This window comes from Micromonospora sp. NPDC023956, from assembly GCF_040639195.1.
Classification (GTDB): Bacteria; Actinomycetota; Actinomycetes; order Mycobacteriales; family Micromonosporaceae; genus Micromonospora.
The window spans coordinates 124,101-145,367 of the sequence record NZ_JBEZZN010000005.1; the positions used below are offsets into that span (position 1 = coordinate 124,101).

The 21,267-nt window shown below is 73.8% G+C and carries 21 protein-coding genes; 14 read left to right on the forward strand and 7 right to left on the reverse strand.

Going from position 1 to position 21,267, the window contains the following annotated elements:
• Positions 1-15 precede the first annotated feature (15 nt).
• The 5 genes from AB0F58_RS12710 to AB0F58_RS12730 are packed head-to-tail and all read left to right on the forward strand — an operon-like array spanning position 16 to position 5,345.
• Complete coding sequence (locus AB0F58_RS12710; RefSeq protein ID WP_357142133.1) at positions 16-1,713, forward strand: aminotransferase class III-fold pyridoxal phosphate-dependent enzyme; 1,698 nt, start codon at positions 16-18, stop codon at positions 1,711-1,713.
• A gap of 2 nt (positions 1,714-1,715) precedes the next feature.
• Complete coding sequence (locus tag AB0F58_RS12715) at positions 1,716-3,215, forward strand: AMP-binding protein (protein WP_357142135.1); 1,500 nt, start codon at positions 1,716-1,718, stop codon at positions 3,213-3,215.
• Positions 3,212-4,156 carry an amidohydrolase family protein gene (locus tag AB0F58_RS12720; protein WP_357142137.1) on the forward strand — a complete coding sequence of 315 codons (945 nt, stop codon included), beginning with the start codon at positions 3,212-3,214 and terminating at the stop codon, positions 4,154-4,156. Before AB0F58_RS12715 ends, AB0F58_RS12720 begins: the two co-directional genes overlap by 4 nt.
• Positions 4,153-4,404: an acyl carrier protein gene (locus AB0F58_RS12725; RefSeq protein WP_357142139.1), complete on the forward strand. Its 252-nt coding sequence runs from the start codon at positions 4,153-4,155 to the stop codon at positions 4,402-4,404. The genes AB0F58_RS12720 and AB0F58_RS12725 overlap by 4 nt, the downstream gene beginning before the upstream one ends.
• Entirely contained in the window at positions 4,401-5,345 is a 945-nt protein-coding gene (locus AB0F58_RS12730) for an amidohydrolase family protein (protein ID WP_357142142.1), read from the forward strand. Before AB0F58_RS12725 ends, AB0F58_RS12730 begins: the two co-directional genes overlap by 4 nt.
• Positions 5,346-5,407: 62 nt before the next feature.
• Here AB0F58_RS12730 and AB0F58_RS12735 read toward each other — a convergent pair whose 3' ends face one another.
• On the reverse strand, positions 5,408-6,292 hold the full coding sequence (locus AB0F58_RS12735; protein ID WP_357142144.1) for a phenylalanine 4-monooxygenase: 885 nt from the start codon (positions 6,290-6,292) through the stop codon (positions 5,408-5,410).
• A 308-nt stretch (positions 6,293-6,600) separates the two neighbouring features.
• Here AB0F58_RS12735 and AB0F58_RS12740 point away from each other — a divergent pair, with 308 nt between their 5' ends.
• Positions 6,601-7,884 (forward strand): cytochrome P450, encoded by a 1,284-nt coding sequence (locus AB0F58_RS12740; RefSeq protein WP_357142145.1) that lies wholly within the window; start codon positions 6,601-6,603, stop codon positions 7,882-7,884.
• Here the strand turns inward: AB0F58_RS12740 and AB0F58_RS12745 are convergent.
• Entirely contained in the window at positions 7,847-8,875 is a 1,029-nt protein-coding gene (locus tag AB0F58_RS12745) for a methyltransferase (protein WP_357142147.1), read from the reverse strand. The genes AB0F58_RS12740 and AB0F58_RS12745 overlap by 38 nt on opposite strands.
• Positions 8,876-9,069: 194 nt before the next feature.
• On the opposite strand from AB0F58_RS12745, the gene AB0F58_RS12750 reads away from it, so the two are divergent.
• From AB0F58_RS12750 to AB0F58_RS12760, 3 genes are read left to right on the forward strand one after another with little or no spacing between them, the layout of a single operon-like run.
• Positions 9,070-12,255, forward strand: a complete 3,186-nt coding sequence (locus AB0F58_RS12750) for an amino acid adenylation domain-containing protein (RefSeq protein ID WP_357142149.1) — start codon at positions 9,070-9,072, stop codon at positions 12,253-12,255.
• Positions 12,252-13,085: an alpha/beta fold hydrolase gene (locus AB0F58_RS12755; RefSeq protein WP_357142151.1), complete on the forward strand. Its 834-nt coding sequence runs from the start codon at positions 12,252-12,254 to the stop codon at positions 13,083-13,085. The genes AB0F58_RS12750 and AB0F58_RS12755 overlap by 4 nt, the downstream gene beginning before the upstream one ends.
• 49 nt (positions 13,086-13,134) lie before the next feature.
• Positions 13,135-14,349 (forward strand): MFS transporter, encoded by a 1,215-nt coding sequence (locus tag AB0F58_RS12760; protein ID WP_357142153.1) that lies wholly within the window; start codon positions 13,135-13,137, stop codon positions 14,347-14,349.
• Positions 14,350-14,392: 43 nt separating this feature from the next.
• Here the strand turns inward: AB0F58_RS12760 and AB0F58_RS12765 are convergent, their stop codons facing one another.
• Together AB0F58_RS12765 and AB0F58_RS12770 are read right to left on the reverse strand one after the other, a co-directional pair.
• Positions 14,393-14,839, reverse strand: a complete 447-nt coding sequence (locus tag AB0F58_RS12765) for a protein phosphatase (RefSeq protein WP_357142155.1) — start codon at positions 14,837-14,839, stop codon at positions 14,393-14,395.
• A gap of 56 nt (positions 14,840-14,895) precedes the next feature.
• On the reverse strand, positions 14,896-15,408 hold the full coding sequence (locus AB0F58_RS12770; RefSeq protein WP_357142157.1) for a DinB family protein: 513 nt from the start codon (positions 15,406-15,408) through the stop codon (positions 14,896-14,898).
• A 170-nt stretch (positions 15,409-15,578) separates the two neighbouring features.
• Between AB0F58_RS12770 and AB0F58_RS12775 the strand changes: the two genes are divergently transcribed.
• Positions 15,579-15,953, forward strand: coding sequence for a DoxX family protein (locus tag AB0F58_RS12775; RefSeq protein ID WP_357142159.1), 375 nt, complete (start codon positions 15,579-15,581; stop codon positions 15,951-15,953).
• A 31-nt stretch (positions 15,954-15,984) separates the two neighbouring features.
• Here the strand turns inward: AB0F58_RS12775 and AB0F58_RS12780 are convergent, their stop codons facing one another.
• A complete protein-coding gene (locus AB0F58_RS12780) occupies positions 15,985-16,557 on the reverse strand; it encodes a DUF2087 domain-containing protein (protein ID WP_357142161.1) in 573 nt (190 codons plus the stop codon).
• Between the two features lie 143 nt (positions 16,558-16,700).
• On the opposite strand from AB0F58_RS12780, the gene AB0F58_RS12785 reads away from it, so the two are divergent.
• The 3 genes from AB0F58_RS12785 to AB0F58_RS12795 all read left to right on the forward strand — a co-directional run bounded on the left by AB0F58_RS12785 (position 16,701) and on the right by AB0F58_RS12795 (position 18,153).
• Complete coding sequence (locus tag AB0F58_RS12785) at positions 16,701-17,066, forward strand: DUF952 domain-containing protein (RefSeq protein WP_357142163.1); 366 nt, start codon at positions 16,701-16,703, stop codon at positions 17,064-17,066.
• A gap of 48 nt (positions 17,067-17,114) precedes the next feature.
• Positions 17,115-17,627, forward strand: a complete 513-nt coding sequence (locus AB0F58_RS12790) for a hypothetical protein (RefSeq protein ID WP_357142165.1) — start codon at positions 17,115-17,117, stop codon at positions 17,625-17,627.
• A gap of 64 nt (positions 17,628-17,691) precedes the next feature.
• On the forward strand, positions 17,692-18,153 hold the full coding sequence (locus tag AB0F58_RS12795) for a hypothetical protein (protein ID WP_357142167.1): 462 nt from the start codon (positions 17,692-17,694) through the stop codon (positions 18,151-18,153).
• Positions 18,154-18,301: 148 nt separating this feature from the next.
• Here AB0F58_RS12795 and AB0F58_RS12800 read toward each other — a convergent pair whose 3' ends face one another.
• Both AB0F58_RS12800 and AB0F58_RS12805 read right to left on the reverse strand, forming a co-directional pair.
• Entirely contained in the window at positions 18,302-19,813 is a 1,512-nt protein-coding gene (locus AB0F58_RS12800) for an MFS transporter (protein ID WP_357142168.1), read from the reverse strand.
• A 40-nt stretch (positions 19,814-19,853) separates the two neighbouring features.
• Entirely contained in the window at positions 19,854-20,567 is a 714-nt protein-coding gene (locus tag AB0F58_RS12805; protein WP_357142170.1) for a siderophore-interacting protein, read from the reverse strand.
• A gap of 115 nt (positions 20,568-20,682) precedes the next feature.
• Between AB0F58_RS12805 and AB0F58_RS12810 the strand changes: the two genes are divergently transcribed.
• Positions 20,683-21,249 carry a GNAT family N-acetyltransferase gene (locus tag AB0F58_RS12810; protein WP_357142433.1) on the forward strand — a complete coding sequence of 189 codons (567 nt, stop codon included), beginning with the start codon at positions 20,683-20,685 and terminating at the stop codon, positions 21,247-21,249.
• Positions 21,250-21,267 lie beyond the last annotated feature (18 nt).

Sequence of the window (21,267 nt, forward strand, 5' to 3'; positions counted from 1 at the left end):
CGGGAGGAGCCGAGGGTGCGAACACGCCGTCAGGAGCTGGCCGAGGCGAAGGCGGCCCACAACCATCCGACCTACTCGACGATGTCCTTCGTCATGGGCTGCGGCGTGCAGGGTCCCGGTGCCGGCGCGCACGTGACCGACGGCGACGGCCGGGACCTGCTGGCCCTGTTCGACCAGTACGGCAACCAGTCGTTCGGCTACTCGCACGAGCGGATCGTGGCGGCCGTCGCCGAGCAGTTGGCATCCGGCCGGCTGAACAGCACGAAGATCCTCTTCGAGGAGGAGCAGATCCGGCTGACCGCCCGGTTGGCCGAGTTGACCGGCGGGCGGCTCCCGTACGCCTACCTGGCCAACGGGGGCGGGGAGAGTATCGACAACGCGTTGAAGCTGGCCCGCGCCGCCACCGGCCGGACCACGTTCGTCAGCGCCCTCGACTGCTTCCACGGCAAGACCTTCGCCGCGTTGAGCGCCGCCAACCGTCCCGAGCACGCCGCCCTGTACCGCCCCTTCCTGGAGCGGTTCCGGCAGGTGCCCTTCAACGACCTGGCCGCGATCGACCGGGCGGTGGACGGCGACACCGCGGCGGTGCTGCTGGAGCCGGTGCAGGCCGAGGGGGGCGTGGTCGTCCCCGATCCGGACTACCTGGCCGGGGTGCGCCGGATCTGCACCGAGCGGGGCGCCCTGCTGATCCTCGACGAGATGCAGACCGCCTTCGGCCGCTGCGGTCCCTTCTTCGCCTTCGACCGCTTCGGGGTCACCCCCGACCTGGTCTGCGTGGGCAAGGCGTTCGGCGGCGGGGTGGTCCCGCTGTCGGCGGTGCTCGGCACCGAGGCGGTGTGGGACAGCCTGCGGGCGCTGCCGTCCACCTTCGGGTCCAGCCTGGGCGGCAACCCACTCTGCTGCCGGGTGGGGCTGGAAGCCATCGAGATCGCCACCGAGGAGTCGTTCGGCCGGACGGTGGCCGCGCACACCGAGACGCTCGTCGCCCGGCTGTCCGCCCTGGTGGACCGCTTCCCCCGACTGCTCGCCGCGCACCGGGGCATCGGCATGATGCACGGCCTGGAGTTCCACGACGAGACGCTCGGTGGGATGGTGCTGGCGCTGCTGCTGCGGCACGGGGTGACCTCGACGTACTCGCTCTACCACAGCCGGGTGCTGCGGGTGCAGCCGCCGATGGTCATCACCCCGGCCGACCTGGCGTACGGGTTGGACGTGCTGGAGCGGGTGCTGACCGAGGTGGACGCCCGGCAGGACGACCCGACCGGGCGGCCGGCGGTGCCCCGCTCACCCGTCACCCGGACGGCGGTGCTGCCGGTGCCCTGCGCGGAGCTGCGCGACCTGCTGCACCGCCGGCCCCGCCTGCTGGACCCGTTCGCGCTGGACCCGTCCGGTTCGACCGGCGGCGGGCTGGAGCCGGAGTTCGCCGGGACGCTCGGGCACGACCGGGTGGTCTGGGCCGACCGGGTCACCCGCACGCCGGAGGGCGTCACGGCCTCGGCCGTGCCGGACTGGCTCTGGCGGCGGCTGGAGCGCGCCGTCCGGGTCCTACCGGTCGAGGGCGACGACCGGCGCAGCGCGGTCGAGGTCCACGTCGACTGGGACACCGGGTCCGGGCCGTACGAGCCGCTGCTGGCCGGGCAGCTCGGACCGTTCGTCAGCGACCGGCTCGACGCCCTGCTCACCCGACTGGCCGACGAGATGGCAAGGACCTGACCATGAACCTGGCAGAACTGACCGCCCGGTACCGCGACCGGCGCACCGCACGGATCGTGGAGATCGACGCCGCCGGGCAACGGCGGGAACTGACCCACGCCGAGCTGGCCGAGGCCGTCGACGAGCGGGTCGGCCGACTGCGTGTGGCCGGGGTGGGCCCCGGCGACGTGGTCGGCATCCGGGCCGGCAACAGCATCGACTGGGTGGTGTGGGACCTGGCGGTGCTGGCCCGTGGGGCGGTGCTCCAGGCGTTCGGGGACGAGACCACGGTGGACGCCGGGTTCGCCGACCGGCACGGGTTGGCCCTGCTGGTCGACGGCGACCGGGTGCACCCGACCGGCCGCCGGCCGCACCCGGTCGGCGAGATCCCGGCGGACCTGCACAGCCTGGTCTACTCCTCGGGGACCTCCGGCGCGTTGAAGGGCCTGCGGATCAGCCGGGCCGGCACCGAGTACGTGATCAACCGGTTCGTCGACGCCTTCGCGGTCACCTCCGCCGACCGACACCTGATCTTCCTGCCACTGGCCAACTACCAGCAGCGGCTCTCCGTCTACTGCTGCCTGTGGGTGGGGGCCGACCTGGTGCTCGCGCCGTACCAGCGGGTCTTCGCGGCGATCCGGCAGGAACAGCCGACCTTCGTCATCGCTCCCCCGGTCTTCTACGACGCGGCCCGGCAGCTGCACGCGCGCAGCGCGGCCAACACGCCGCTGCCCGAGTTCCTGGGCGGCCGGATGCGCTTCATGATCACCGGCATGGCCCCGATCTCCCGGGCCACCCTGGACGCGTTCTGGGCCGGCGGGGTCCCGCTGCTGGAGGCGTACGGGATGACCGAGAGCGGGATGATCGCCTGGAACACCGCCGACGCGCACCGGGTCGGCACGGTCGGTCGCCTCATCGACCCGGACGCGGTGGAGTTCCGCCCCGACGGTGAGCTGCTGATCCGGCGACCGGCCCCGCTGAGCCTCGGCTACTTCGACGTGCCGGCCGAGGTGGCCGCGGAGACCTTCCAACCGGACGGCACGATCGTCACCGGCGACTACGGCCGGCTGGACTCCGACGGTTTCCTCACCCTGCTCGGGCGGAAGAAGGACGTGATCACCCTCGGCAACGGCCGGAAGGTGCACCCGGCCGAGATCGAGGCCCGTTTCACCGGGGTCCCCGGGGTGGTCGACCTGATCGTGGTGCCGACCCGGTCGCACCGGCTCGGCGCGATCGTCACCCCGGCGGCCGACACTGCGGAGAGCCGGGCGGCCGTGCGGGACGGCGTCGAGCGGGTCAACGCCGGCCTGCCGAGCCACGAGCGGCTCGCCGCCGTGGCGTTCAGCGCCACGCCGCTGCGCGGCGACCCCCGGTTCCTGACCGCCAACCTGAAGCTCAGCCGCACCGCCGCGGCCGACTGGTTCGCCGACCACGTCGGGGCCGACGGGCCGGCCGACGGGCCCGGCTCGCCCGGCCCGTCCCGCGTCGCTCCCGACGCGCCGGCCAGGGCCGGTTCGGCATGATCGTCGACGGGCACGTGGTGCTGGCCAGCGACCGGGTCATCCCCCGGGAGTACCTGGAGGAGCAGGCCGCGAACATCCACCACCGACTGTCCGCGCACGGGCGGGACGTGGGCCGCACGGCGGTGACCGAACGGCTGCTGGCCATCCACTCCGATCACGACGGTGACCGCCTGGTCGCCGAACTGGACGCCGCCGGCGTGGCATCCGCCTTCCTGGTGGCCGCCGACTTCTCCCACGTCTCGCCCCGGGCCACGCCCCCGGACGAGCTGGCCCGCCTGCACGACCGGGTCTGCCGTCGGCACCCGGGCCGGTTCCGGGTGTTCTGGGGCGTGGACCCGCGCGACGGGGCGGCCGGGCCGGAGGAGTTCGAGCGGACGGTGACCCGGTACGGCTTCGCCGGCCTGAAGCTCTACCCACCGGCCGGCTACTCCCCCAGCGACCGTCGGCTCTACCCCTACTACGAGGTCTGCGCGGCGCGCGGGCTGCCCGTGCTGACCCACACCGGTCCGGGCTGGGCGCCGCTGGACTTCACCTACGGCCCACCGCTGCTGGTCGACCAGGCGGCCCGGGACTTCCCGGGGGTGAACTTCGTCCTCGGCCACGGCGGGGTGACCCACGTGGAGGAGGCCTCCTACCTGTGCGCCCACCGACCCAACGTCCACCTGGACGTCAGCCAGTTCCCGTCGATGCTCTCCGCCGACGGCTGGGTGGCGCACCTGAACCGGCTGTTCCGCAGCGGCATCAACCACAAGATCGTGTTCGGCACCTGCTGGCCGTCGTACCGGATGTCGACGACCCTGCCGGCGGTGCTCGCCGCCTTCACCTCGGACGGCGTCTTCGCCGGCGTCCGTCCCTCCCACCAAAGAATGATCATGGGAGAGACCATCCTTCGCCTGGCCGGCGACCCGGTCGCCGCCATCACCCCGGGAGGCCACCAGTGAGCGTCGACGCGACCGTGTTGCAGGAGGAAGCGATCGAGTGGGTCCGGGAGTGGAACGAGGGCGACCTCCCGGTCGACCTGGACGCCGACACCCCCCTGCTGGCCAGAGGGCTGCTCGACTCGATGGGCATGGTCGCCTTCGTGTCGTTCCTGGAAGAGCGGTTCGATCTCCGGTTCGACTTCACCAGCTTCGTGCCGGGACCGAACGCGTCGATCCGTACCCTGCTCGACCACTGCCTCGGGCGATGATCCACGACGGCCACTGCCACGTCGCCTCCACCGACTTCATCCCCCGGGCCTTCCTGACCGACGTGGCGGCGGGAATGCACCGGGGGCTGAGCGCCGTCACCACCGCCCCGCCGCTGTCCACCCTGGTCGAGGGGTACGTGGCCCAGCATCAGGACCACCACGCCGACCGGCTGGTCGCCGAGATGGACGTCGCGGGGGTGGCCACGGCGGTGCTGCTCGTCCCCGACTTCGGGCTGGTGATGTCGACCCCGCTGCCCATGGCGGAGATGGCCCGCCGGCACCACGGCATCCGGACCCGGCATCCCGGCCGGTTCCGGGTCTACCTCGGCGCGGACCCACGCCGGGGCGAGGCGGGGGTGCGGGAGTTCGCCGACCTGGTGGACCGGTACGGCTTCGAGGGGATGAAGCTCTACCCGCCCTGCGGCTACTCGCCGTCGGACCGGGCGCTCTACCCGTACTACGAGGAGTGCCTGGCCCGGTCGATGCCGGTCTTCGTGCACACCGGACCGACCGGACGCAGCCTGAGTTTCGGCCCCGCCCACCCGATCCTGGTCGACCAGGCGGCCCGGGACTTCCCGGACCTGGTGTTCGTGCTCGGCCACGGCGGGGTCAGCCACGTCGACGTCACCTCGTACCTGGCGCAGCACCGGCGCAACGTCTACCTGGACACCGGGGGCTTCGCCGGCTCGCCCGGCACCGGCTGGCCGCAGCGGTTGAACCAGCTGTTCCGGCTGGGCGTCAACCACAAGATCATTTTTGGTACGGACTGGCCGTTGAACCAGCTCACCGGCGGAATGCCCCGGCTGCTCGCCGAGATCTGCGACGGATCACAGGTGTTCGACGGGGTCTCCGGGGGTGACCGGGAGCTGCTGCTCGGCGGGAACCTGCTGCGGGTGCTGGCACCGGCCCACCGGTCGGCGCGGGCCGGGGCGGGACCGTGACCCGCCCGGCCGCCCCGCGCCGGCGGGTGGCGGCCGGGACGGGCCCGGCGGGTGCGCCCCGGTCAGGACCCGACGGCCCCGGCGAACTGTCCCCGGACGATCCCGTCGAGGAACCGGTCGAGGAACTCCTCCAGATGGTCGAAGGAGTCCGCGCAGAACAGGACGGGCTGGTAGTCCTCCACCCGGTACCGCTGGGCGCCCATCGCCGCCGCGTCCAGCGGCCGGATCTCCGCCGCCGTCCGGAACTGGTCCAGTTCGCCGATCGAGGAGAGCAGGCTCGCCCCGCAGGCGCGCACCTCACCGTCCTCGCGGACCAGGCCGTACTCCAGGGTGAACCAGAAGACCCGGGAGAGCACGGAGAGCGCCTCGCGGCTCTCCAGCTGCCGGGCCGCCGCCCCCACCCGGCGGTAGATCGCCGCGAGCCGGTCACTGGCGAGCGCGCTGCCGTGCCCCACCACCTCGTGGATCATGTCCGGCTCGGGGGAGAACCGGGGCATCGAACAGTGCCGGATGTACTGGGTCGCCTGGAACAGCCCGTCGGCGAGCGAACCGTAGAAGTCGCGCATCTCGACGATGCCCGCCGCCGGCCGGAACCGGAACCGGGTCAGCTCGGTCAGCCGCGCCGAGGCCGCCCCGAGCTGCGGCAACCGGTCGGTGGGCAGGTCGAGCCGGCGGACGCCGTCGAGGAACTCCCGGCAGGCGTACCGCTGGTGCCGTTCGCGCAGCTCGGCGCCGACGATGCGCCACAGCTCGTGCTCCTGTTCGGTGTACTCCACGTCGGCGACCGGGCCGCCGGGCACGTGGTCCAGGGCGGCCTTCGCGATCCGCGCCCGGTGCCGCTCGTACGCCGGGTCGTCCCGGCCCGGGTGCCCCTCGGCGAACACCACGGAGACCGTGCCGTTCTCCGTAAGGATCACCGGCGAGTACAACGTCGCTTCCTTGAACATCGTCGCTTCCTCCCCCACGCCCGGCGGACGCGCGTCGAGAAACCGGCGCGGTTTCCCACGGTCCGGTCGGTCCCGCGTTGTCATCGGATCGGGCGGCGGCATTTCCGCACCAGCCCGGTACGACCTCGTCCGCACAATTCACGGGTGGTCACATGAGCCGAGCATAACCCACTGGTCCACATTATCCAGCGCCAGGAAATAAGTGATGGAAAACGCTCCGGAATGAGCTGGGAGCCGGCGGCGTGCGACGCTCGCTGCCCATTTATGGCACCCGTTCCCGCCATTCCCGCGCCTCGATGGGAGGGACCGTGCTGACCCGTACTCCCCTGTTCACCGCCGGCGGACCGGACTTCGACCCGGCCGACCCCCACCTGTTCACCACGGACCGGCACCTGACGGTCTGGCGGCAGGCCCGTGACCGGCACCCCGTCGCCTGGCAGGAGTCGACCGACGGCGGCTTCTGGTCGGTCACCGGCCACCGGGCGGGCAGCGACCTGCTCCGCCGGCCCGCCGAGTTCACCTCGACCCTCGGCATGCGCCTGGGCAGCAGTCCGCAGGCCGTCCGCGCCGCCGCCGGGCAGATGCTCGTGGTCGCCGACGGCGCCGCGCACCGTCGCCTGCGGACCGCCCACTCGGCCTGGTTCACGCCCCGGGCCCTGGCCGGGCTCCGCACCGAACTGCTCCGCCGGCTCGACGCGCGCCTGGCCGAACTGCTCGACCGGGGTACCCCGTTCGACGTGGTCGGCGAGCTGACCGCGCTGCTGCCCGCGTGGGCGCTGCTCGGCATGATGGGCGTGCCGGCCGCCGACTGGGACCGCCTGGTCGGGCTGACCCTGCGGGCCTTCGACGACGACGACCGCGGCCCGGAGGCGACGGCGGCCCGGACCGAGGCGCACACCGAGATCTTCCTGTACTTCGGCGACCTGCTCGACCGGCGACGGGCCGAGCCGGGCGAGGACATGGTGAGCGCGCTGGCGCAGGCGGTGGTGGACGGCCGGCCGCTCACCGACGAGGAGATCGTCCTCAACTGCGACGGCCTGATGAACGGAGGGCTGGAGACCACCCCGCACGCCGCCTCCGGCGCGATGCTCGCCTTCGCCGGGCACCCGGACACCTGGCGACGGCTGCGGCAGGACCCGGAGCTGACCGACCGGGCGGTGGAGGAGATCCTCCGCTACACCTCACCGCCCATGCACGCGATGCGGACCGCCGTGGTCGACGCCACCCTCGGCGACGCCGCGATCCGGGCCGGGGACCGGGTGGTGGTGTGGTTCCCGTCCTGCAACGCCGACGACACGGTCTTCGCCGATCCGCAGCGCTTCCTGATCGACCGGTGGCCCAACCCCCACCTGGGGTTCGGCGGCGGGCCGCACTACTGCATCGGGGCGGCCCTCGCCCGGCTGGAGCTGCGCTGCCTGCTGGAGACCCTGGCCCGGCGGGTCGAGGCGTTCCAGGTCGCCGGTGCGGTCGTCCGCCAGCCGTCGAACTTCCTGAACGGGCTCCGCCGACTCGACCTGGCGCTGACCCCGGCCCCACCGGCGGCCGGGGCGGCGCTCACCGAGGATCGTCGGCACTCCGGGACGCCTCGATGACGTGCATCCCGGGTGGCCCGGCGACGGTCCGCCCGAACACCCAGCCCGCCCGCTCCAGCAGGTCCCGGTACTGCCCGAGGGTCCGCTCCCGGGCCCCCGGGTACAGCACCATCATCACCACGTCCGACCAGGCCTGGGTCGCCGCCAGCGGCCCCGACTCGGGGAGCAGGTCCTCGAAGATCCGCAGCCGCGCGCCCGGGGACGCGCCCCGGGCGACCGCGCCGAGGATGCCGACCACCGCCTCGTCGTCCCAGTCGTGCAGCACCCGGGAGAGCAGGTACACGTCGCCGGAGGGCACCGGCGCGAAGAGGTCGTGCGGCCGGACGTCGGCCCGGTCGGCCAGCCCGCGCTCGCCGAACCGGTCCACCGCCCGGGGCAGCACCTGCGGCTGGTCCAGCAGGATCCCCTTCAGCCCGGGTGCGGCGTCGAGCACCGCCGCCAGCAGCACCCCGCTGCCGCCGCCGACGTCCACCACCGTGCCGCCGTCGGGCCAGTCCAGCAGGGGTACGCAGGGCAGCGACAGCAGCCGCGCCTGTTCCGCCATCGCCTGGCTGAACACCGCCTGCTGGTCGGGACGGTCCGCCAGGTACTCCCAGAACCCGGTGCCCAGCGCGCCGGGGACGGCGGGACGGCCGGTACGGATCGTGTCCACCAGCCGGTGCGCCACGTCGGAGACGCCGAGCGTGGCGAAGGTGGCCCAGACCGACATCGGATGGTCCCGCCGGAGCAGCTCCCCCCGGTCGGTGAGCCACACCCGGTCCGTCTCCCGGTGGTGCACCACGATCTCGTGTCCGTCGAGCAGGCACAGCACTCGACGCAGCGCGTCCGGGTCGGCGGCCACCTCGGCAGCCAGCTCGGACACCGGCCGGGGACCGTCCGCGAGTCGGTCCGGAATCTCCAGCCTGGCCACCGCGCAGATCGCGTGGAAAACCAGACCGGACTGATAGACGTGGAACAGCTCAGCGATTTCCGCGATCGGCTCCCGGTACACCAGAAATCAACCTCCCCGCGATTGGACAACGAACGCAATCTAGCAAGGTTTGTCGATACATACACCGTCCGGCCAGACACGAGCAACGGGCTGGCGGACCGCAGTCCGAACAGGACCCCGGGGAAACCGGAAAAGCACCGGTGACACCTCCGGCGTCCCCCCATGACCGGTCGACCCGTGAAAGGATGCCGACGATGACGTCCCCTGCCCCCACGGTGGGCGGCGTGCTCCCGGAAGCCGCCGCGCCGGCCGCGAGCACCCGACTGCCGCTCTCCTTCGCCCAGGAGCAGTTGTGGTTGGTGGACCAGCTCAGCCCCGGCGAGTCCACGTACAACAGTCCCCTGGTCTACCGGTTGCGGGGGGCGCTGGACGTCGCCGCGCTCCGGGCCGCGCTGACCGCCCTGGTGGCCCGGCACGACGCGCTGCGGGCCACGTTCGGCACCGAGGACGGCACGCCGTACCAGGAGATCGCCCCGCCGTCCCCGGCCCGGCTCGACGTGCGCCCGGTGCCCGGCGACACCCCGGACGACCGGGAGGCGGCCCTGCACCGGATCCTGCGGGCGGAGGTCACCACCCCGTTCGACCTGCGGGTCGGTCCGCTGTACCGCTTCCTGCTGCTGCGGGTCGCCGACGGCGACCACGTCCTCCTGCTGCTCCTGCACCACATCGTCACCGACGGCTGGTCGACCGGGGTGCTCCGCCGGGACCTGGCCGCCGGGTACGCCGCCGCCGTCGCCGGCCACGCCCCGCGACTGCCCCCGCCCGGCCGGACGTACGCCGCGCACGTGCTGGCCCAGCGCGCCCGACTCACGCCGGAGACGCTCGAGGCCGGGCTGCGGCACTGGGAGCGGACGCTACGGGACGTCCCGGTGGTGGAACTGCCCAGCGACCGCCCCCGGACGGCCGCCACCGGGCGGGCCGGCGCGACGGTGGTCCGGCCCCTGCCCGACGCGCTGTGCGACCGGGTGGCGGCGCTCTGCCGCGACCACCGGGTGTCCCCCTTCATGCTGTTGACCGCGGCCCTCGCGGCGGTGCTCGCCACCGAGGCCGGCCAGGAGGACCTGCCGCTCGGCGTGCCGCTGCTGGGTCGGGCCGAGGCCGACCTGGAGGACGTGGTCGGGCTCTTCGTCAACATGGTGGTGCTCCGCCTCGACCTGTCCGGTGACCCCACCTTCGGTGAGCTGCTGGACCGGGTCGCCGAGGCGAGCCTCGGCCTCTACGACCACGACGAGGTGCCCTTCTCGACGGTGGTCGAGCGGGTCCGGCCGGTCCGCAGCGAGGGGCGCAACCCGCTGTTCCAGGTCTGCGTACAGTTGCTCGGCGCGGACACCACGGGGGACGGGCTCGTCCTGCCGGGCCTCACCGCCGACCTGGTCCCGCCCCCGTCGGAGCGGTCCCCGTTCGACCTCACCGTCGACTTCGCCGTCACCCCCGACCGCGTCGACGTGCACCTCACGTACGCGACCGAGCTGTTCGACCGGTGGCGGATGGAGGCGCTGCTCGACCACCTGACCACCCTGCTGGCAGCCGGCTGCGCCGACCCGACCCGTCCCCTGTCGCGGCTGGCGCTGCTGTCCGACCGGGAACGGGCGGCGCTGCGCGAGCTCGGCGACGGCGGTCCGGCCCGGCCGGACGGCCGGACGCTGGACGCCCGGATCGCGGCGGTCGCCGCCGCCCGCCCGCAGGCGGTGGCGGCGGTCTGCCGGGGCCGGGAGCTGACCTACGGCGAGCTGCTCCGGCGGGCGGACGCGCTGGCCCTCCGGCTGGTCCGGCACGGGGCGGGCCCGGAGCGGGTGGTCGCCGTCGTCGCCGACCGGGACCTCGACCTGGTCGTCGCCGTGCTGGGGGTGCTGCGCGCCGGCGCCGCGGTGACCATCCTCGATCCGACGCACCCGGCCCGACGACTGGTCCGCCTGGTCGACGCGGTCGACCCGCCGGTGGTGCTGACCCGGTCCGCCCTGGTCGACCGGTTGCCGCCGCTGCCGGGCCGGGAGGTGCTGCCGTTGGACGCACCGACGGCCGGGCCGCCCGCACCGCAGCCGCTGCCCGCGCACACCGCCGCCACCCTGGCCGCGGTGGTGACCACCTCCGGGTCGACCGGCGCACCCAAGCCGGTGGCGCTCGACCACGCCGGACTGGCCTGCTTCGTCGACCGCAACCGCCGGGTGCTCGACCTCGGTCCGGACGACCGGATGCTCCAGTTCTGCTCGCCCACCTTCGACCTGGCCCTCGGCGAGGTGCTCACCGCGCTCACCGTCGGCGCCACGCTGGTGCTCGTCTCCCCCGAGGAGGGATCCGCGCCGGACGAGGTGGCGGCGCTGATGCGGGCGCAGCGGGTCACCTACCTCGGGCTGACCCCGACCATGCTCGGCAGCCTCGACCCGACCGGCCACCCCACCCTGCGGGTCGTGCTGAGCGCCGGCGAGGTGCTGACCACAGACCTGGTGCACGCCTGGACCGCGCCGGGCCGCCGCCTGGTCAACCTCTACGGTCCAACCGAGGTCTCGGTGGCCTGCACCGACCACGAGTGCGCCCCGGTCCGGGCGCACTGCCCGCCGCCGATCGGCCGCCCCCACCCCGGCCGGTGGCTGTACGTGGTGGACCGGTACGGGCGGCTCGCCCCGCGCGGTGCCCCCGGCGAGCTGCTCGTCGGCGGGGCCGGGGTGGCCCGCGGCTACCTCGGCCAGCCCGCGCAGACCGCGGAACGCTTCGTCCCCGATCCGTTCCGACCGGGTGGGCGGGTCTACCGCAGCGGCGACCTGGTGCGCTGGAACGCCGCCGGTGAACTCGAGTTCCTCGGCCGCCTCGACGACCAGGTCAAGCTGCGCGGGCTGCGGGTCGAGCCCGGCGAGATCGAATCGGCCCTGTTGACCCACCCACGGGTCCACCGGGCGGCGGTGGTGGTCCGCCCCGACCCGCGCGGGGAACCCCGCCTGGTCGGGTACGTCGGTGCCGACGACCCGCCGCCCACCCCGGCCGAACTCCGCGCCCACCTCGACGCGGTGCTCCCCGCGTACCTGGTGCCGGGCGCGTGGTGCGTGCTCGACGAGTTCCCGCTGACCAGCTCGCAGAAGATCGACCGGGCCGCGCTGCCGGACCCCGACCCGGTCGCCGTGCCGGGCGGGACCGTCCCCGCGGGCACCCCGACCGAGGCCGCCCTGGTGGCGATCTTCGGAGAGGTGCTCGGCGTGCCGGCGGTCGGCGTGGACGCCAACCTCTTCGCGCTGGGCGGCAGTTCGTTGCAGGGCATGCGGGTGGTCAGCCGGATCAACCGGACCTTCGGGGTGCGACTGAACTTGCGCCGCCTCTACGGCACCGCCACGGTCCGCGACCTCGCCGCCCGGATCGACGGCACGACCGGGGATCGGGCGGACGGATGACCGACGACGAGGCGGTGCTGACCATCCGGGCCACCGGGCACCGGCCCGCGCTGTGCTGCGTACCGGCCATCTCCGGTTCCCCCTATCCCTACCTGCCGCTGGCGGCCCTGGTCGACGCGGACCGGCCGGTCCTGGCTCTGGAGGCACCGGGCTTCGACGACGACCGGCCGCCGGTCGGCTCGCTGCCCGAACTCACCGCCGGCTACCTGGACACCCTGCGCCGGGCCCGGCCCGACCGGGCGTACGCCCTGCTCGGGTGGTCGATGGGGGGCGTGGTCGCGTACCACCTGGCACAGCGGCTGCGGGCCGCCGGGTTCGACGTACCGGCACTGGTCCTGGTCGACAGCATCGTGCCCACCCTGGTGCGGCATCCCGAGGGGCTGGCCCGGACGACGAGGTTCGTGCTGGACCTGCTGGCCACCTCGGGCCAGCCGGTCGAGCCGGCCGCGGCGGTACTCGCCGGGCTGCCCGCCGGGAGCACGCCGGAGGCGGCGTTCACCGCCCTGTCCCGGGCCGGTGTCGTCCCGGACGACCTCGACCCCTCCTTCCTGCTGCACCGGTACGCGCTGTTCGACGCCCACCTCACGGCGCTGGCCCGGTTCCGGCCCACCGGTGGGTACGACGGTCCGGTCACCCTGGTCCGCGCCGCCGACTCCTCCGCCGAGCTGATGCGCTGGGACGAGCTGGCCTCCGACGTGACGGAACTCGTCGTTCCCGGCGACCACTACTCGATCTGGCGCGACGGCGGACTGGCCGCGCTCGGCCGGGCCCTGCGCCGCTGTCTGTCCGACACCGACACCGACCCCGACGACGACCACGGGCCACCGTAGCCCGGAGACGACCACGGGCCTCCGTAGCCCGGAAAGGAACGGCCGACGAATGTCCTCCTCCGCCACCTGGCGGCGTGTGACCGTACTGCTGGCGCTCGCCCTGTCCGCCTTCACCTTCAACACCACCGAGAACCTGCCGATCGGCCTGCTCCCGCTGATCTCCGAGGACCTGGACGTCACGTTCTCCTCGGTCGGCTACCTGGTCACCGGCTACGGCCTCACGGTGGCCGTCGTCTCGCTGCCGCTCGCCCAGGTGACCCGGGACCTGCCCCGGCGGTGGGTGCTCACCGGCGTGCTGGCGGTGCTCGTGCTGTCCACCCTGGTCTCGATCGTCGCGGCCAGCTACTGGGTGCTGCTGACCGCCCGGATCGTGACCGCCATCGCCCAGGCCCTCTTCTGGGCGGTGATGGCCCCGGTCGCGGTGGGGCTCTTCGCACCCGAGGTACGCGGGCGGGTGATCGCCGTGATGTCGGTCGGGGGTTCGCTGGCCACCGTGCTCGGCGTACCGGCCGGCACCTGGCTCGGCCAGCAGGGTGGCTGGCGGACGCCGTTCCTGGTGCTGACCGCGCTCTCCCTCGCCGCGCTGGTGCTGATCGCGGTGCTGCTGCCGACCAGCCGACCGCAGGACAGCCACGGTGCGTACGGGTCCGCCCCGAACACCGGCCGGTTCGTCGTCACGTTGCTGGCCACCGCCGTCTCGGTGACCGGCATGTTCGCCGGGTTCACCTACGTCGTCCAACTGCTCACCGACGTCACCGGCTTCACCGACGAGACGGTGAGCGTCCTGCTCTTCGTCTTCGGGCTCGCCGGCATCGCCGGGGTGAGCGGGGTCGGCCAGATCCTCGACCGTCTCCCCAACGGGTCGCTGGTGCTGACCATCGGCCTCCAGGCGGTCGCCCTGCTCGGCCTCTGGCTGTTCGCCACCGAGAAGGTCGCGGTGGTGGCCATGCTCGCGCTGCTCGGCGCCTCGGCGGCGCCGGTCTTCATGGCCACCCAGGCCCGGATCCTCGTGGTCGCCCCGGGGCGGACCGAGATCGGCTTCGCGGCCAACTCGGCGGCGTTCAACGTGGGCATCGCGGTCGGCGCGGCGGTCGGCGGCCTGGTGCTCACGCCGCTGGGCGCCCGCGGTGTGTTCGGCATCGGCGCGCTGGTCACCTTCGCCGCGCTGGCGGTCGTGGTGGGAGAGTCCCTGCTGACCGGTCGCCCGGAGGCGGCACCGCCCGCGGCGACGGCCGCTCCGGAACGGGCCGCCAGTTCCTCCTGACCCGGCCCGCCGACCGTCCGGGCGCGGCCCCGCGCCCGGACGGTCAGCCGTCCGTACCGGTGGGACGGAAGCCCGCCACGTAGCGCTTCTGCCAGAACGTCTCGACCGCGTGCCGGTGGTAGTGCCGCCGGACGAACGCCACCGCCTCGCCCGGCGGCACCCCGTCGATGACCGCGAGGCAGGCCAGGGCGGTACCGGTGCGGCCCCGACCGCCGTGGCAGGCCACCTCCACCCGCTCGGTCGCCGACCGGTCCCACGCCTCGCGCAGCAGCGGGCCGACGGCGGCCCGGTCCCGGGGCAGCCGGAAGTCGGGCCAGGGCAGCCAGCGGCTCTCCCAGTCCACCGGGGGCGGCGTCGCGCCGAGCAGGTAGACGGCGAAGGTCGGGGCCGGCCCGGCCGGCAGTCCGGCCCGCAGCCCGCGCCCCCGGACCAGCCGGCCCGACGGCAGGCGCAGCACCCCGGGAGCCGTCGGCTCCCATGTCGTGTCCATCAGGTGATGGTAGGGAGCCGCCGGTCCGGGGGCGACCCGCTGGCGGTGGTGGAGGGTCAGTAGTAGCTCTTCTCTCCGTCGAGCAGCTCGCGGATCGTGTCGAGGTGGCCGGCGTGCCGGGCGGTCTCCTCGACCATGTGGATCAGCATCCAGCGCAGGCTCGCGGCGGCGGACCGGTAGTCCGGATGCCGGCCCACCTCGTCGAGCGGATGGGCGGCGACGATCTCGTTCGAGATCGCGCACTGCTGGTCGTACTCGGCCAGCAGTCGGGCGAGGGGGACGCCCTCGACCCGCATGTCGGCGTCCTCCGGTTCCTCCTGGAACTGCGGCCCGGTGGCCGGACGGCCCAGGAAGAGGATCTCGAACCAGCTCTGCTCGACCCAGCGCAGGTGCGAGACGATCCCCGCCACCGTCATCAGCGGCGAGGTGGGCAGCACGGCCCGGTGCGCGTCGGCGTCGGCGAGTCCCTCGCACTTGTGGTGGACGATCGCCCGTTGCAGGTCGAGCCAGCCGACGAGCTGGGTGCGCTCGTCGGCCACGAACGGGGGGCGGATGCGGGAAGGTGGCATGGCCGGACGCTATCCGCCGGCGCACCCGACGGCACCGCATTTTCCGGGCCCCCGCCGCCGAGCGCGTCGGCCGACCGTCCGGCGTGGACGGACCGCCGGACGGCACCTGGTCTGCTACGGTTCCGCGTGCTGGTCAACCATCTCGAACGGCTTCCTCGAAGGGCTCGGACATGAACGTCGCCCTGTGGGTCACCGCGGGTCTGCTGGCCGCCGTCTTCCTGGTGATCGGCGGCATCAAGCTGGCCCGCCCCAAGGAGCACCTCCTCCGCAACGGCATGGAGGCGTTGGAGCCGTTGCCGCCCGGCCTGATCAGGTTCATCGGCGCGGCGGAGGTGCTGGCCGCGTTCGGGCTGGTCCTCCCCGGCCTGCTCGACATCGCCCCGGTACTCGTGCCACTGGCCGCCGTCGGGCTGCTGGTCATCATGGTCGGCGCGGTCGTCACGCACGCCCTGCGTCGGGAGGTCGGCCCGGTCCTGCGGAACGTGGTGTTGGTCGCCCTGCTCGTGTTCGTCGCCTGGGGCCGCTTCGGGCCGTACGCCTTCTGACCGCCCCGCGCGACCGCGAGCGGAGGCCTCGTCAGCTCAGGCCCATCGCCCGCACGTGCCGTTCCGCCGGGCCGGGTTCGCCGGCCGGCTCCGGGCCGAGCCGGTACACGCCGTCCGCCCGGGAGAGGATCCGCAGGTCGATCAGGTACCGCCGGACGGTGACGTGGTCGACCTCTCCCCCGTCGCACCAGGCGCGGAGCTGCTCGTCGACGGTCTTCTCCGGGTAGTCGACGCCGGCCGTGAAGCACCGCTCGGCGACGTGGCACAGCACGTCCCGGCGGCGGCCCTGGTGTGCCGGGAGACTGACCAGGCGGTCGCCGCGCAGGAACGGCCGGAACCCGCCCGCACCGCCGGCCCCGGTGGCGGCGGACGACGTGCCGCGCGCCAGCCCACGCAGCCGGTCGTAGTCCACCCGGAGGACGTCGCCCTCCTCGACGAGGAGTTCCTGCTCGCGTAGCCGGCGCAGCGCCACCAGCGCCGCCTTCGCACCGAGGCCGGAGGCCGCCACGACCGCGTCGGGCGTCACCGCCCCGAGCGCGACCGCGCCGAGCACCCGCAGCCGATCCGGCTCCGCCAGCAACCGCACCACCGTCTCAGGAGTCATGTCTCCCTTTCTCCCCGTTGCGCGCCCGTCCTTCAACGGGTTTTCCGGCGTCTGCCGGGCGCGACCGGGAGGTACCGCACCAGGACGGGCGACCGGGAGCACGGCGTCGGGCGGGCCGGCGGGGCGTCCGGTACCGTCCGGCTGTGCTCTTCCACATCGCCGAGGCGGCGGACTGGCAGCGGGCCCGCGAGGCCGGGGACTACCGGGTGTCCACCCGGGGCCGGACCCTGGCCGACGAAGGCTTCATCCACGCCTCGCGGCGCGAGCAGATCCTCGGCGTGGCCGAGGCCTTCTACGCCGACGCCGGTCCGCTCCTGCTGCTGCACATCGACCCGGACCGGCTCACCGCGCCGGTCCGCGACGACGAGGTGGCCCCGGGGGTGGTGTTCCCGCACGTCTACGGGCCGCTCAACCTCGACGCCGTCACCGCCGTGACCCCGCTGCCCCGGGCCTCCGACGGGACGTTCCTCCTCCCCGACGAGCTGCGGAACGGGCCCGACGGCGCTTGACCGCCGGGGCAGCGTCGCTGTCGCACCGCACCGGACCAGGAGGACGGCATGTCCACGCCCGCGCAGAAGTCCCGGCCGCCGCTGCTCGCCGTCGACGGTGGCATGCTCGTGGCCACCCTGCTCACCCTCGCCGGGTACCTGCTGCCCTGGTTCCGCAAGGGCAGCGGCTACCAGTGGTCCTTCTCCGGCTGGGCGTACGCGTCGCTGAGCGACGGGGGTGGCTGGACCCTGCTCACCTTCGGATGGTTGCTGGTCGCGGCCGGAGCGGCCCTGCTGGCGCGGGGCAGCACGGCGGCGGCGATGACCGGGATGGTCGCCGCCGTCGGGACCCTGGTCACCAGCCTCGCGGTGGTGGCGGCCAGCTTCGCCGTCGTCGGCGAGCAGACCGCGCTGAACCCGGTGGCGCAGCTGCCCTTCGGCGTCGGCCTGCCGGTCATGGCCGCCGGACTGGGGCTGCTGCTGGCCACCTCGTGCCGGGCGATCGTCCGGTGTGAGAGCCACGTCCGGCGCGCTTCCGGCGTACCGGAGGGACCACCAGGGCCGACGGTGTCGTCGATCTGACACGAACGATCGGCCGGGTCGGGGAGACGGTCTGGGTGAACGCTCTCTCCGAAAGGAAACGACCATGAATCGCAGAATCCGCCCGCTGGCAACGGTGACCGGTCTGATCGCACTCCTCGCCCCCGGGCTGGCGGCACCGGGCACCGCCCAGGCACGACCGGGCTCGACGCCGGGGCAGGCGGCGCACGGCTGCACCCCGCTCCGGCCCGAGTCCGACTTCTACGCCGGCGGCCGGGTGGCCACCGTACTGCTCACCGTCCCCGAGAACCCGGCCTGCACGACCATCAGCGTCTCGCACGTCGTGGACGTGGCCGCACCGGCGGACCGCTGTCAGGACTTCCTCGTCATCTTCTACCCCACCGACGGCAGCGAGCCGGTCGCCACCGAGCCGGTGACGGCCTGCTCCCACGGCCCCCGGTCCCGCCCGGTGGTCCTCGCCGCCGACGTGCCGGACGGCGCACCGTACCGGGTGCTGTACGAGATCGACTACCTGGGTCAGGACGTCCGGTTCACCGTCCGGCACTGAGTCGGACCCGGATGAGCGCCTGCGGCAGATCCGCCGGCCGGGCCGCCGTCCCCCGAGGTCGTCGACCCGGCACCGTCCGACCGGTCCCGGCGTCCGGGCCGGTCGGCGCGTGGGGGTACCCCCACGTCCGGCCAGGTCCGATCCGGCCTCAGTCGACCGGGCGGGCCGCGCGGTGCAGGAGCAGGGCGGCCAGCAGGCCGCCGACCAGGACGGCGACCGCGCCGACGGTCTGGCCGACCACCACGGCCGAGGAGAACGCCTCGGCGACCGACTGGCGTTCGGGTTCGCTCCGGGCGGCGGACATGGCGGCCGGGAACGAGGCGGCACCGGCCACGGCGACCGGCAGCGCCGCCGTGAACCGCGCGTTCATCACCGCGCCGAGTACGGCCACCCCGAGGCTGGCGCCGACCTCCGTCATGGTTCCGTCCACACCGGCCCCCGCACCGGCCCGGTCGGCGGGAATCGCGCTCATCACCGCCTCCACGATGGCCGGGTTGGCCACCGCGCAGCCGGCACCCATCAGCACCAGACCGGCGAGCAGTACGCCGTAGTCGTCGATCGGGGCGTGCGCGGCGACCACGAGCCCGGCGGCCAGCGACGCCATGCCGGCGGCGATGGCCGCCGGGGTGCCGAGCGCCCGGATCAGGCGGGCGGTGACGCCGACCAGGTTGAGCAGGACCACGGTCAACGCGAACGGCACCATCCGCAGGCCGGCCTCCCAGGCCGAGTGACCCCGGACGAACTGCAACTGCTGGGCCAGCAGGAACAGTGCGCCCGCGCTGCCGAAGGTGATCAGGACGACGCCGGCCACGGCACCGACGAACCGCCGGTCCCGGAAGAGGTCCATGTCGAGCATGGGGTGCGGGTTGCGCCGCTCCCAGCCGACGAAGAGGCCGACCAGCGCCACTCCGGCCAGGGCCGCGCCGAGCACCGACGGGGCACCCCAGCCGTCCTCGGGGCCACGGATGACCGCGTAGACCAGCGCGGTCAGACCGGCGGTGGAGAGCACCGCCCCGACCAGGTCGAGGCGCCCGCCGGTGGCCCCGCGCGACTCGGGGACCAGCAGCGCGACGGCGGCCACGCAGAGCAGCACGATCGGCACGTTGAGCAGGAAGATGGCCGGCCAGTCGAAGTGCACGAGGACGAACCCGCCCACCGGCGGCCCGGCGGCGAAGCCGAGCGCGCTGACCGCCGCCCAGATGCCGATGGCCCGGGGTCGTTCCTCGGCGTCGAAGACCTGCATGGCAACCGCCAGGGTGCCGGTGACCAGGAGGGCGCCGCCGATGCCGAGGCCGGCTCGGGCGGCGATCAGCTGCCCGCTGGACTGCGCGCCCGCGGCGGCGAGTGAGGCGAGCCCGAACAGGACGAGCCCGGCCACCAGCATCCGCCGACGGCCGTAGCGGTCGACCGTGCTGCCGGCGGTGAGCAGCAGGCCGGACTGCACCAGGGCGTACGCGTTGATCACCCACTGGATGTCGGCGGTGCTGGCGTTCAGGTCCCGGGTGAGCGCCGGCACCGCCACGGTGAGCACGGTGTTGTCGAGCACCACGACCAGTTGGGCGAGGCTGAGCACGCCGAGGATGAGCCAGCGGGTCGGCAACCGGTTCGCCACGACGTCGTCGCGGGTCGGGGGGCCGGCCGTGGTGGGTGTGACGGTCACCGGGCACCGCCGGTCGGCCGGCCGGGGTGGACGGCTGGGGTCACCGGGCGGTCCAGTAGGCGAGCGCGGAGACCTGCTGCTTGTCGGCACCCAGGCCGCGCCGGAGGTGGCGGGCGATGCTCCGGTTGCTGCCCGCCTCGCAGGCGACCCAGTAGTACGCCCCCTCGGTGTCCGGCGGGATCGCCGCGCACACCGTGTCGACCAGGTGCCGGCCGCCGTCCAGGCGGGGCACCCACATCACCTTGTGGTGTCCCCGGGCGCGCGGGGTCAACGCCTGCTCGTCCTCGTGGGCGTACTCCAGCCAGACCGTGCCGGGCACGTCCCCGGCGTGGTCGAGCAGGCTGTTGACCGCCGGCAGGGACGCGGCGTCGCCGATCAGGTAGAGGTGACGCGGAGCGGGGTCGGGCAGGGAGAACCCGGTGCCCTGGACGGTGGCGTCGATGGTGTCGCCCGGACGGACGCCGGTGGCCCAGCGGGCGGCGAGGCCGTCGTGCAGGGCGAACTCCAGGTGGAACCGTCCGGTCGCCGGGTCCGGGTCGACCAGGGTGTACGCGCGCTGGTGCGCCTTGCCGTCGTTGTCGAACCACAGCCGGACCCACATCGTGGGGTGCACGCCGCACGTCTCCAGCAGCCCGCCGCCGTCGACGAGCAGGCGTTGGTAGCGCGCGTTCACCGACTCGGACTCGAGCACGGTCAGCCGGAAATCCCTGCCTCCCATGGCCTTGAGCACCAGGGCTTCCCAGTTCCGTTTCACGCGGTCCTCCCGTACAGTCCTGCCCAGTTAGGCAAGGCTAACCTAAAACGATCGGTTCTGGGGAGAGGCGTCCTGCCACGCACCGGACGACCCGCAAGACCATGAGATGAGGCACGTGATGTACCAGGAGACGATCCCCGGCTTCGGCACACTGTCGCTGACACCGGTGGACCCCCCGGTCCACGCCGGACTGTTGCACGGCTGGGTCACCCAGCCCCGGGCAGTGTACTGGGGCATGGGCTCCTACACCCCCGACGACGTCCGCGAGGTCTACGAGTTCATCGACGGACTCACCACCCACCACGCCTACCTGATCCTGCTGGACGACGAGCCGGTGGGCCTGTTCCAGACGTACGAGCCGGCGGCCGACCCGGTCGGCGAACGGTACGAGGTGCGGCCCGGCGACATCGGCCTGCACCTGCTGCTGTCCCCGCCACCCGGCACGGGACGCGGCCTGACCACCGCCATCGGACCGGCCCTGGCCCGGTTCCTGTTCCGCGACCCGGCGCACCACCGCATCGTGGTCGAGCCCGACGTGCGCAACGAGCTGGCCCTGCGCCGGCTGGAGCGGGAGGGCTTCACCTTCGACGACGAGGTCGACATGCCCGACAAGCGCGCCCAGCTGGCCTTCCTCACCCGCGCCCGGTTCGAGGCGGACCACCCGCAGCCGGTGGCCCGGTAGCCGACCGGCCGCCGCGCC

Bases quoted from the DNA above. Each gene is read 5' to 3' on its own strand.
- AB0F58_RS12715 (WP_357142135.1), top strand. From the start codon at position 1,716: ATGAACCTGGCAGAACTGACCGCCCGGTACCGCGACCGGCGCACCGCA.
- AB0F58_RS12720 (WP_357142137.1), top strand. From the start codon at position 3,212: ATGATCGTCGACGGGCACGTGGTGCTGGCCAGCGACCGGGTCATCCCC.
- AB0F58_RS12730 (WP_357142142.1), top strand. From the start codon at position 4,401: ATGATCCACGACGGCCACTGCCACGTCGCCTCCACCGACTTCATCCCC.
- AB0F58_RS12735 (WP_357142144.1), bottom strand. From the start codon at position 6,292: ATGTTCAAGGAAGCGACGTTGTACTCGCCGGTGATCCTTACGGAGAAC.
- AB0F58_RS12750 (WP_357142149.1), top strand. From the start codon at position 9,070: ATGACGTCCCCTGCCCCCACGGTGGGCGGCGTGCTCCCGGAAGCCGCC.
- AB0F58_RS12755 (WP_357142151.1), top strand. From the start codon at position 12,252: ATGACCGACGACGAGGCGGTGCTGACCATCCGGGCCACCGGGCACCGG.
- AB0F58_RS12760 (WP_357142153.1), top strand. From the start codon at position 13,135: ATGTCCTCCTCCGCCACCTGGCGGCGTGTGACCGTACTGCTGGCGCTC.
- AB0F58_RS12765 (WP_357142155.1), bottom strand. From the start codon at position 14,839: ATGGACACGACATGGGAGCCGACGGCTCCCGGGGTGCTGCGCCTGCCG.
- AB0F58_RS12770 (WP_357142157.1), bottom strand. From the start codon at position 15,408: ATGCCACCTTCCCGCATCCGCCCCCCGTTCGTGGCCGACGAGCGCACC.
- AB0F58_RS12775 (WP_357142159.1), top strand. From the start codon at position 15,579: ATGAACGTCGCCCTGTGGGTCACCGCGGGTCTGCTGGCCGCCGTCTTC.
- AB0F58_RS12780 (WP_357142161.1), bottom strand. From the start codon at position 16,557: ATGACTCCTGAGACGGTGGTGCGGTTGCTGGCGGAGCCGGATCGGCTG.
- AB0F58_RS12790 (WP_357142165.1), top strand. From the start codon at position 17,115: ATGTCCACGCCCGCGCAGAAGTCCCGGCCGCCGCTGCTCGCCGTCGAC.
- AB0F58_RS12795 (WP_357142167.1), top strand. From the start codon at position 17,692: ATGAATCGCAGAATCCGCCCGCTGGCAACGGTGACCGGTCTGATCGCA.